General features: G+C 40.4%; 12 protein-coding genes. 7 read left to right on the plus strand and 5 right to left on the minus strand.

Translation table 11 applies throughout. From position 1 onward, the window contains the following. Positions 1–71: 71 nt before the first annotated feature. The 7 genes from ACR63N_RS00530 to ACR63N_RS00560 all read left to right on the plus strand — a co-directional run bounded on the left by ACR63N_RS00530 (position 72) and on the right by ACR63N_RS00560 (position 6,089). The gene (locus tag ACR63N_RS00530) at positions 72–596 is read left to right on the plus strand and encodes a type 1 glutamine amidotransferase domain-containing protein (protein WP_367106708.1); all 525 of its coding nucleotides are present in this window, start codon (positions 72–74) and stop codon (positions 594–596) included. A gap of 205 nt (positions 597–801) precedes the next feature. Next, entirely contained in the window at positions 802–966 is a 165-nt protein-coding gene (locus ACR63N_RS00535; RefSeq protein ID WP_367104900.1) for a hypothetical protein, read from the plus strand. Positions 967–1,082: 116 nt separating this feature from the next. Next, positions 1,083–1,268: a hypothetical protein gene (locus tag ACR63N_RS00540; protein ID WP_472782305.1), complete on the plus strand. Its 186-nt coding sequence runs from the start codon at positions 1,083–1,085 to the stop codon at positions 1,266–1,268. A gap of 348 nt (positions 1,269–1,616) precedes the next feature. Further along, positions 1,617–1,883, plus strand: coding sequence for a 30S ribosomal protein S15 (gene rpsO, locus ACR63N_RS00545; protein ID WP_367104902.1), 267 nt, complete (start codon positions 1,617–1,619; stop codon positions 1,881–1,883). A gap of 564 nt (positions 1,884–2,447) precedes the next feature. Further along, the gene (pnp, locus tag ACR63N_RS00550) at positions 2,448–4,562 is read left to right on the plus strand and encodes a polyribonucleotide nucleotidyltransferase (protein ID WP_472782762.1); all 2,115 of its coding nucleotides are present in this window, start codon (positions 2,448–2,450) and stop codon (positions 4,560–4,562) included. A gap of 207 nt (positions 4,563–4,769) precedes the next feature. Continuing rightward, positions 4,770–5,054, plus strand: coding sequence for a type II toxin-antitoxin system RelB/DinJ family antitoxin (locus tag ACR63N_RS00555; RefSeq protein ID WP_367104903.1), 285 nt, complete (start codon positions 4,770–4,772; stop codon positions 5,052–5,054). A gap of 111 nt (positions 5,055–5,165) precedes the next feature. After that, the gene (locus tag ACR63N_RS00560) at positions 5,166–6,089 is read left to right on the plus strand and encodes a glutaminase (protein WP_367104904.1); all 924 of its coding nucleotides are present in this window, start codon (positions 5,166–5,168) and stop codon (positions 6,087–6,089) included. 116 nt (positions 6,090–6,205) lie between these two features. Here ACR63N_RS00560 and ACR63N_RS00565 read toward each other — a convergent pair whose 3' ends face one another. From ACR63N_RS00565 to ACR63N_RS00585, 5 genes are all read right to left on the minus strand, one after another. Next, on the minus strand, positions 6,206–7,177 hold the full coding sequence (locus tag ACR63N_RS00565) for a hypothetical protein (protein WP_472782306.1): 972 nt from the start codon (positions 7,175–7,177) through the stop codon (positions 6,206–6,208). Between the two features lie 202 nt (positions 7,178–7,379). Beyond that, positions 7,380–7,952, minus strand: a complete 573-nt coding sequence (locus tag ACR63N_RS00570; RefSeq protein WP_367111182.1) for a hypothetical protein — start codon at positions 7,950–7,952, stop codon at positions 7,380–7,382. 56 nt (positions 7,953–8,008) lie between these two features. Next, the gene (locus tag ACR63N_RS00575; RefSeq protein WP_367104907.1) at positions 8,009–8,530 is read right to left on the minus strand and encodes a hypothetical protein; all 522 of its coding nucleotides are present in this window, start codon (positions 8,528–8,530) and stop codon (positions 8,009–8,011) included. A 115-nt stretch (positions 8,531–8,645) separates the two neighbouring features. After that, positions 8,646–8,903 carry a YheV family putative metal-binding protein gene (locus tag ACR63N_RS00580; protein ID WP_367104908.1) on the minus strand — a complete coding sequence of 86 codons (258 nt, stop codon included), beginning with the start codon at positions 8,901–8,903 and terminating at the stop codon, positions 8,646–8,648. After that, positions 8,903–11,146, minus strand: a complete 2,244-nt coding sequence (locus ACR63N_RS00585) for a M3 family metallopeptidase (protein WP_367106712.1) — start codon at positions 11,144–11,146, stop codon at positions 8,903–8,905. The genes ACR63N_RS00580 and ACR63N_RS00585 overlap by 1 nt, the downstream gene beginning before the upstream one ends. Positions 11,147–11,364 lie beyond the last annotated feature (218 nt).

The following is an 11,364-nucleotide window of genomic DNA, read 5'->3' on the forward strand; positions in this document are numbered from 1 at the left end:
CAAACTTGTTTAGAATGGTTTTTTGGCAGTGTGTTCTTCTAAAGCTCAACTATAATGATATAAGGAATACTATGAAAACGATTGCTTTTTTACTTCATAATAATTTTGAACAAGCAGAGTATGAAGAAGTTAATAATAAACTAAAAGATAAAGGCTATGAGACTGTCCTTATTACTACCAATAAGGACAAAGAGGTTCAAGCCATGAACCAAGATGTTAACAAAGGCGATACCTTTACCGCTGATATCTTTGCAAAAGATGCTAAAGTCAGTGATTATGATGCTCTTGTAATCCCTGGTGGTACGGTAAATGCTGATACTATACGCGGTAATAGAGAAGCGCATAGCATCGTTAATGCTATTAACGACGCTAATAAACCACTAGCCGTTATTTGTCATGGCCCTTGGATTTTAGCCAATACGGGCATTGCAAAGGGTAAGACACTAACTGCTTATCCCAGTTTGCAAACAGATTTAGAAAATGCTGGTGCAACTTTTGTGGACAAAACAGTACAAGTAGATGGTAATTTGATTACTTCGCGTAACCCTGACGATATTGATAACTTCGTTGAAGCTATTGACAAAGCCTTGGCGTAATAGCTTGGTTCCTATACTATTACTGAGTATTTATTTGAGAAGATGCCTCAATATGGGTAAATGATCCAAATAGTATCTATTACTTGGTACGTGGTATATGATATATAATGTGTTTTGCATAACTTAGCGATAATTGCCAACTTATGTCCTTATAATCACATTTAATTTAATAACTACAATTTGATAACTACAAAGGAAAAATATTATGACACAGCCTAATCCAAATGATACCAAACTTGAGCAACAAAAATCTGAATCAGAAATCTCATCATTGAAGAATCAAACTGAGAATAACTATAAAGAAGAAACTGAAGATGCAGCAGATCGTATCGCTGATAACTTAGAAAATGCTAAAGAAGAAGATAAATAGCCTTTACTAAATGATTGCTTATAGAATCTAATAACAAATAGTAGCTGTTGTTATATGTTCAGCTACTATTATTAGAAATATTAGTTACGAGAAGTTTAGTGATATAGGAAGATAGTATGGATAGTTCAAAAAAAAGTATGGATCAACAAGAGAAAAAGATCGAGGAGCTTGCAGAGGATATTAATCCTAGACAAGACAGAGCACCTGATAGTTTGGCTGAAGCCACTACGGTACCGCTTGATGATGATGCTCTTGGTGGTAATGCTACCGAAGATGACGTTAAGCAAAACAAAAGCAAGTAAGTACTATATAAATCAAGTTAGCTTTACTGCATAACTCTGAAAAAATGTCAAAACTAATATTGAAAACTGCTGTTAGTTCAGCAGTTTTTTGTTATAATAACCGCCGAGCTATGTGCCAGTTTTTTACCGTATTTTGAAAAAGCTATCTTAACGAGATTGTTTTTACTCAATAATACTGTTTTATGTACTGTGCTAAGCCAATCTATTGTGCTTATTGTCCACTAGGTCAACTCTAGTAATGCAGGGTTGTCCTGAATGGGTAGTGAGCTTTTTATTTATTCTATAGTTTCATAAGTGCTCAAACTGATTGAGCAAATATCGAAACTTTTAGCATTGCTGGAGAAATTTATGCTAACTAATACTGATCGTCAAAACATTATTGCTCAATATCAACGCAGTGAGAATGATACAGGGTCACCTGAGGTTCAGGTTGCACTACTAAGTGCTCGTATTAATGATCTACAAGACCATTTCAAAACTCATAAGGCGGATCATCATAGCCGTCGTGGTCTTATTCGTATGGTTAATACTCGTCGTAAACTACTTGATTATTTAAAAGGTAAAGATCTTGGTCGTTATAGCACTTTGATTAGCCAACTAGGTTTACGCCGTTAATTCAGCGACTGTGTTGCAAGCAGGAATCTACTTTAGAGATACTGTAAAGTTTCACGATCATTTTAAGTTGATAAAGATAGCTCGCATAAAGTTATCGACATAAAATATGAGTAGTATAAAAACGGTGTGAAAATAGTTTCACGCCGTTTTTTTATGGTCATTAGCCATTAAACTAAATGGACAAGGTAGAGGACGACAACGACCTATCAATAATGGATCTACATTGGTCAAAAACACTAAAATCTGTTCAGTTTAGCAATTGATTGGTCAATATCTATAAATCCCTGTAAAATAGTGCACTATAAAAAACATAGTTAACTATAAGTATAGTTGGCTGTCATACTCTTTAAGCTGTTTTATAGATAGTTGCTCATGTAAAGAGCAAAAAGCTTACCTTTATTTCATTAAAATCACTAGCAGTTATCGAAACCGAATTTAAACTATCTAAAAGCAATAGTAATAATAATCGTACTATAGAACTATAACAGTCAATATCAAAACAGACGTAGGACTGGTATTGGCCCTGTTATCCAACATTAGGAAAAATATATGACAAATCCGACAATGTTTAATACTATTAAACGTGAATTTCAATACGGTGATCAGCAGGTGGTATTAGAGACTGGCCGTATCGCCCGTCAAGCCAACTCTATCATGGTACATATGGGCGGTGTTTCAGTCCTTGTAGCAGCCGTAGTCAAATCAGAAGCCAAGGAAGGTCAAAACTTCTTTCCGCTAACCGTAAACTATCAAGAAAAAATGTACGCCTCGGGCAAAATCCCTGGCGCTTATGGCAAGCGTGAAGGCCGTGCTAGCGAGTTTGAGACGCTAACGTCACGTTTGATTGACCGTCCTATTCGTCCATTATTTCCTGAAGGTTATGTCAACGAGATTCAAATTACGGCCACAGTCGTCTCATCAGACAAATCTCGTCATGCAGATATTGCTGCAATGATAGGTGCTTCAGCTGCTCTAGCAATCTCAGATGCCCCTTTTAACGGTCCCGTAGGCGGCGCACGCGTAGGCTTTATAGATGGCGAATATGTATTAAACCCAACGCTTGAGCAGTTAGAAAATAGTGATCTTGATTTGGTTGTTGCTGGTACTAAGTCTGCGGTATTGATGGTTGAGTCTGAAGCTAAAGAGCTGTCAGAAGATCAGATGTTAGGCGCAGTATTGTACGGTCATGAGCAGCAGCAAATCGTTATTGATAACATCATCTCACTTGCCGAAGAAGTAGGCACTGCCAAGCAGCAATTTGAAACCCCTAAGCATAATGAGACTTTAGAGTCTAGTATGAAAGAGCAGTTTGGCGCACAAGTTGCCGACGCTTATACGATTACTGATAAGCAAGATCGTTATGCCAAGCTTGATGAGATCAAAGACGCTGCTATTGAAGCTCTAGCAGGTGAGGCGGAGTCTGAGAACTATGATAGCAAGGTCTCTGAGCTTAAAGACATTTATAATGATCTAAAATACCGTACGGTACGTGATAATATTTTATCCGGTAAGCCGCGTATTGATGGTCGTGACCTTGAAACGGTTCGTGCTCTTGATATCCAAGTTGGGGTATTGCCTTATACGCATGGCTCAGCATTATTTACTCGCGGTGAGACTCAGGCATTGGTAACGACCACGCTTGGTAACAGCCGTGATGTCAATATGATTGATTCGCTTGCAGGTACGATCCGCGATCATTTCATGCTGCACTATAACTTCCCGCATTTCTCAGTAGGCGAGACTGGACGTGAAGGTATTCCAAAACGCCGCGAGATTGGTCATGGTCGCCTAGCGCGCCGCGGCGTAGAAGCGATGCTACCCGATAGCGAACGCTTTCCTTATGTCATCCGCGTGGTATCAGAGATTACCGAGTCGAACGGTTCTTCTTCTATGGCCTCTGTTTGCGGCGCAAGCTTAGCACTAATGGATGCAGGCGTACCGATGAAAGCGCCGGTCGCTGGTATTGCAATGGGTCTGGTCAAAGAGGGGGAGCGCTTTGCCGTACTATCTGACATTTTGGGTGACGAAGATCATCTTGGCGACATGGACTTTAAAGTTGCCGGTTCAAAAGACGGTATTACTGCGCTGCAGATGGATATCAAAATCGAGGGGATTACCCCTGACATTATGGAGCAAGCGCTTAAACAAGCTCATGCAGGTCGTATCCATATCTTGGAGGCCATGAATAAAGTATTGCCTGAGAGCCGTACTGAGATCAACGCTCATGCGCCAAACTATGCGGTTATCGAGATCAATGCTGATAAAATCCGTGATGTTATTGGTAAAGGCGGTGCGATGATTCGTCAGCTTACCGAAGAGACGGGCGCGGTTATCGATATCGATGATAATGGTACCATTCGTATCTTTGGTGAGAATAAAGCCGCAACCAAAGCAGCTATTGGTAAAATTGAGGCACTAACCGCTGAAGTTGAAGTCGGCAAAACTTATGAAGGTACCGTTGCGCGTATCGTTGACTTTGGTGCGTTTGTAAACGTCTTACCAAACACTGATGGTCTGGTACATATCTCACAGATCGCAGAAGAGCGCGTAGAGAATGTCTCTGATTATCTAAAAGAAGGCCAAACCGTTAAAGTACTTGTGCAAGACGTAGATAATCGTGGTCGTATCAAGTTGACTATGAAAGGTGTTGAGCAGGAAGCTACTGCTGCTATTGAATAAATAGTTTTTCGGTTAAGATTAAAAACTGCTTTGAGCTGTTAGTAATAGCACTCAAGGCGTTTTTTTTGGCTGTTATTTGCTTGTTAATGTAGGCACAAGGATAATGTGTTGCAAAATAGGCCACAAATGTTACAGTAGATATTTATACAACAGTACCAATTGTTACTACAAAATATTTAATTTTTATACAAAGGAGCTTAAATATTTATGAGTAAACCTAAGCAAGCATCTATTCATATTCGTTGCGATGAAAAGTTGGCAAACGAATTCAAGCAAGTAGTTGAGCAGAACGGCTATACAAAATCGCTAGTCATACGTGAGATGATGCAAGAGTATGTTGATAACTCTAAAAAGCTCAACTTGGCAAGCCAACAGGACACAATGGCAAAGGTTATAAAAACCGAGGATATAGATAAACTAGAACCTTTAAAAGACATAACAGCCGATGATTTATTGAAACTAGCTATTAGAATGGCCGAAAAACATATATAACTGAGTTCACAGAAAAGCAAATAGTTCGTAGGGTGATACAGTGATCCTCTATAGTTTGCAACGATTTTTTAGCATAATTCGATAAAACAGTGAAAACATGGTTACTCCATTATGATGCAACAAATTTTAGATGATATTGCCGCAGAAATAGCTTGTGAGACTGACCGTGGCAAAGTAGCGGATTATATCCCGCAGCTCGCTCATGTCGACCCCAACCAGTTTGGCATTGCTGTGGCAACCCCTGATGGGCAGATGTATTCAGCAGGGGATGCCAGCACACTGTTTTCGATCCAAAGTATCTCCAAAGTCTTTACTTTAACCCTTGCTCTTAGCAAATTAGGAAGTACGCTTTGGAGTCATGTGGGTCGTGAGCCCTCCGGCGACCCTTTTAACTCCATTACTATATTGGAGTATGAATCGGGCCGGCCGCGCAACCCTTTTATCAATGCAGGCGCCATTGCGGTAGTCGATGCTATAACGATGGGACGCGAGCCTAAAGAGATATTGGATGAGATTTTACAGTTCGTGCACTTTGTGACAGGTGACGAGTCGATTTGTTTTGATTATAAAGTGGCAACGTCTGAGATTGATCACAAAAATCGCAACGCAGCATTAGCGCATTTTATGAAGTCTTTTGGTCATCTAAAGTATGATGTGGATAAGATACTTAACACCTACTTTCATCAGTGCTCGATTGCCATGAGCTGCGAGCAGTTAGCCCGTGCAGGCTTGTTTTTGGTGTCCAATGGTGTCAATCAACCTAAAGGGGAGAGGGTGATCAGTTCACAACAGTCTAGACGGATCAATTCCTTAATGATGATGTGCGGTCACTACGATGGCTCTGGTGAGTTTGCTTATCGCGTCGGTTTGCCAGGTAAGAGCGGCGTTGGCGGCGGAATTTTGACGATAGCGCCGGGTAAAGGCGCAATCGCTGTCTGGTCACCAGGCCTTAATCCGGTAGGTAACTCTAAACTGGGCTCAAAAGCACTGGAGCGTCTAGTCAAGAAAACAGGATGGTCTGTTTTTTCACAATAAAGGTGTTAATACCAGCAAGGTCATGACCAGTAAGGAAACCTAAAGCGACAAAAAAATCCAATGTTAAACGCTTATTTTAAACGTCTAACATTGGATCAGTTATACTTTATATATGATTATTTATTTTGATCGTTTTGATTTTCTTTGTCGTCTTGATTGTCCTGATCTTTTTGATCGTCTTGATCGTTCTGATTGTCTTGGTCCTTTTGATCAAGTTTATCAAGCATATCTTGGTATTTCTCTTTTCTATCAGCAATCTTAGTACGTTCTTCTTCTACGTTGGCTATAAGGTTTTTAGCAACTTCAACGCTCCTATCAAAAGCTGCTAATTCCATATCTACCACAGATATTAACCTTTGCAGCGTCATGGCAGTCGCTTTTTCTGTGACGCCACTGGTAATATTCATTGCTTCAGACATAAAGTCTTCTCGAAGCTTAGATGCCCACTGAAACATACCAGACATTGTCATACTAGCAGTGTCATCTTGCTCAGACTGCTCTTTTTCGTCAGCTCTATCTTCTTGCTCAGATTCATTATCTTTAGCATCAGTCTCTTCTTCGCTAGATTTATCATCCTTCTCAGAAGACTCTTCTTTATTAGATGTGCCCTCTTTGTCAGAATCAGTATCTTGCTTAGATTGTTTATCTTTGCTAGATTCTACATTTTTATCAGAGTCATTGTCTTGTTTAGACTTATCATCCTTAGTAGATTTCTGATCTTTATCAGACTTATCGTCCTTACTAGATTTACTGTCTTTTTCAAGCGACTCTTTTTCTTCGACTAATGTTTTATCCTTGCCAGATGACTTTTCTTCACTAGACTTTTGATCTTTACCAGCGTTTTTATTCTTGTTGGTGTTCTCAGCTTTATCTTCTTTGTCTGACTTACCTTTACCTGATTTATTACTACTGGTCGAACTAGCGTCTGTCTCTTCTTGATAGTCATGATCGGCATTATAGTCTTCGAAGTCGCCTTCCTCATATACTACGGTATCATCTTTGACAACTTCCACCGCTGTTACTGCATCATTCTTAAGAGGGTCTGCTGACTTGTCTTTCATATTGTTCTTAGAAGTGTTGTTTGACATAAATTATTATCCTTTTTAAAGTTTAGGTAAAAATCATTCACCATCAATACTAATGATACTAGGCTAAGGTCTTTTCTTAGTCAATATCTTGATATAAATCTACCCTTTAATGTCTACAGAAAAACACATTCTAGTGTTGCGACTTCTATTTTTTGCAATAGCTTATTCTACAAAGCAGAATATAGTAATGTTTATATTTTTGTTAGCTTGCGATAGGAACACTTCTTGGTACATGCACTTCAGTACGCAATTTAGGTAAGTGTTGCAGATATTGAGTTATTAGCGGTAAAGTAAAGGTCTGCCAATCTAAAGGTAGGCTGTTAGTTGAGCTTTCTTCTTTACTTATTATGTTAGTAGATGAATGATCAAAGATGAGAGGCCTTGCTAGTAAAGCCACTTTACGCACACCTTGATAGCGTATTAGTGGTATTAGTTGCTGCTGCAAATCAACGAGAGCAGTCTTTAACCATTGGGATCGAGCCGGGTGATAAGGATGATCGGAGACTGTGAGATTGGCGACATAAATTGGTTGATTGCCGTTATGGGAGGCGCTAAGACCCGCTTGCTCGCGAACACGCTTATGTAGCAGACAACTTCCTACCTCTAAACTACCATCACGGCAGGCACGATGATAGCGTTGATAGTTATCAGGGTATAGGGTTTTGGTACGCATCAAAACAGGATCTAAAAAAATACTAGCTGTGTTAACAGGCAAGATTAGTACTTGCGCGCTACTATTTAAAATAGGGGCATGAGTAAGCTGTAAAGTAGTCATAATATAACCCCCTGAGTAGATACTTTAATAAATAATATAGCCAAAATTGATAGTTATTATTGAGTTGGTGCGGCTTCTAACTGTGCTATTTGCTGTTCAAGTAACTTAATTTGCTCTGCTTTCATTTCGGTCAGTTTCTTATTCATTTGTACTTGTTCACTGGCCAGTTGTTCTTGCTCTGTAAGGCGTTGGTATTCGTCCTCTAAACGATCAATCTCTTCTTTCGCTAAGCTATCTGTTTTTGGTAGCGGAGCATTTAGTATTTTTTCAGCTGTAGGTATTTGGGTATCAACAATTTCATCACCCATAGGGTCGTTATCAGTATTTTTGATGTTAGTATTGTCAATATTAGTATTCTTAATGCTCCCAGCAGGTTCTAATTGAGCTTCTTCAGAGACTGCGGATGTCTGTTGTACGGATGATGGGATGGTAAAAGAGGAGCGTTGCCAGATAAAATAACCAATGACCATAATTAATAGCAATAAAATAACAGCTATCAATTTTTTTGAGCGAGCACTAATATGTGGAGCGGATTTTGGAGTATTATTCGGTTTAAGTGATGCTTTTTTAGAAGTCATGCGTAAGCCAAGTTATATCAAAACAAAGTTACCTTACTATAACAAAACTCAAAACAAAAGCCTATCAGTAGATAGGCTTTTGTTTTTTAAATAACGAGTATGCTAACGTACAAATTTACCGTTTAAACTTTATGGTCCCGCTAGTACCGGTGGTCATAGCGTCACGAGTGAGTTGATCTTCAAGATGGTTTTTGGCACTAATTACACTAGGGTCAGGGCGATGCTCAGTATGTTGGCACTCAGTACATTCAATATACTCGTCAGGTTCAGGCGTCACAACATTGACTTGTACTACGGCATCCATGGCCTGGCATTTAGGGCAACTAACACCTGCTAAAAAGCGTCGCTTTGGACGATCGGATTGGTAACGCATTAGCCCACCTCCTGTTGGTCCTGATCGTTGGCTGCATTATTGAATGTAGGGTTGTCAAAACCACTATGACGCAGTAGCGCATCAATACTAGCGCTACGACCACGGAAATTTTCAAAGTTAGTTTTAGCCGGCAAGCTGCCGCCTACTGATAAGATAGTTTCGCGAAACGCTTTACCAGTAATGGGATTAAAGATACCGTCTTCTTCAAACTTACTAAAAGCGTCAGCTGACAACAGTTCTGCCCATTTATACGAGTAGTACCCAGCCGCATAGCCGCCCGCAAAGATATGACTAAAGCCATTGGCAAAACGATTATAGTCAGGCGTATCCATCACTGCGATATCGCCGCGCACCTTATCTAAAGTCGCTAAAATACCGTCATAGTCAAGGGCTGGGGTATGAGCGTGAATCAGTAGATCAAACAAAGCAAACTCAATCTGACGCAAGGTTTGCATACCGCTTTGGAAGTTTTTGGCAGCAAGTAAAGCCTCAAGTTTGTCTTTAGGTAAGGGTTCATCGGTTTCAACATGGCTACTGATCAGGGCAATACCCTCGCTATCCCACGCCCAGTTCTCCATAAATTGGCTGGGTAGCTCGACTGCATCCCATTCAACGCCGTTAACCCCAGCAACATCACCAACGCTCACTTGCGTCAGCAAATGATGGAGGCCATGACCAAACTCATGGAACAAAGTTAACACTTCATTGTGGGTCAAAAGACTGGGCTTACCATCGAGTGCCGGAGTAAAGTTACCGACCATAAAGCAGACTGGTAATTGCTCATAGTCCTCGCCCTCATGACGATAGCGCGCCTGAAAACCACTCATCCAAGCACCGCCGCGCTTCCCACTGCGCGCAAATAGATCAAAGTAAAAACCACCGATTAAACTATCGTCGCTATCGAACAGTTGATAAAAACGTACATCATTATGCCAGCGTGAGACAGTCCCGGTTGATATGGTATCTGTGCCTTCAACGATATCGTCAAATTTTTGCTCTTTGACGGTAATACTATATAGACGCTCAACAATAGCAAACAGTCCATCAATCACTCTAGGTAGTGGGAAGTAAGGACGTATCTCTTCTTGCGATAAGCTAAACTTACTCTGCTTAATCTTTTCAGCCAAGTAAGCGCTATCCCAAGGTTGCAGCTCAGCGATATCATAATCACGCGCACACGCTTGTAGTTCAGCTAAATCCTCTTTAGCGGTAGGCGTGGCTTTAGCAGCTAAATTACGTAAAAAGGTTTCAACCTCAGCGACGTTGTCCGCCATTTTTGTAGACAATGATACTTCAGCGTAATTGCTAAAGCCTAATAGTTTAGCCTTTTTTTCGCGCAGATCTAAGATCTCGCTCATGACATCAGCATTATTTAACGACTCACCTTTATTGTTAGTGTGGTCATCAAACTCTGAGGCACGGGTCACGTAGGCGCGGTATAGTGTCTCACGTAGCTGTCGATCATCGGCATAAGTCATCACCGCCAAATAGACGGGAATGTTTAAAGTCGCCACATAATAAGGTGTTGGTAACGCGTCAATCTCGTCTTGGCTGAGCGTATCATTTTTACGCTGATTGGCTTTGTATTGCTCGCCGGCATCAGCTAACAGCGCCAAACCACTTTCGGTCAAACCTGCTAATTGCTCGGATTTAAGCGGTAATGCAAAGGCTTGGGTAGCGTCTAAAACATGATCTGAGAAAGTCGCTGATAAGGTGGATAACTGACTTTGAATAGCAGCGAATTTGTCTTGCTCATCTTTTGGTAGCGCGACCCCTGATAACTCAAATCGTTGCAGCGCAAGCTCAATAGCACGTGCGCGTGCAGGCTCAAGCTTGGCGAAAAAATCCTTATCAGCCACTACTGCTTGATAGCGACTAAAGAGTGGCTGATGTTGACCCACACGAGTGCCATAAGCCGATAACTTGGGTAGTAGTTCATGATGAACGTGACGAATCTCATCATTACTCATCACGCTGTTTAGATGCGATAAAATACCCCAACTGCGATCTAGCGCTAAATTAATATGATCAAAATCAATAATATCTGCTAATGCTTGCTGAGCATCAACATTATTTTTTGTAGTATCAATACTTTTACTATCAGCTTGGTTGTCTTCTGTTACTGACAGCTCATCTAAAAAAGCATTGGCTTTGTCAATAGCTGCATTGACTTGTACTTGCAAGTCGTTAGGGTTTGCTGCTGTAAAGTCCACAAGGTGCAAATCTGCTGCAAAAGTAGTCATAAAAATATTCCCTAATAGGCGGAGCGAAAAGATTGAATTGAGTTGAAACTGTTAAAAAGCGGTCAATATTTGGATGAACAGCGGTCAATATTATAATTATTCTGTCCTTTTATAGGCCTTCATTATAAATGTTCAATAACAATTCAATGATGGATGAATTGAATATAAACTGCTTATCAGACGTTTAACAGTAAGTTATTTTAAAGATGGGTATGTTC

It is taken from the genome of Psychrobacter sp. M4, from assembly GCF_055699795.1.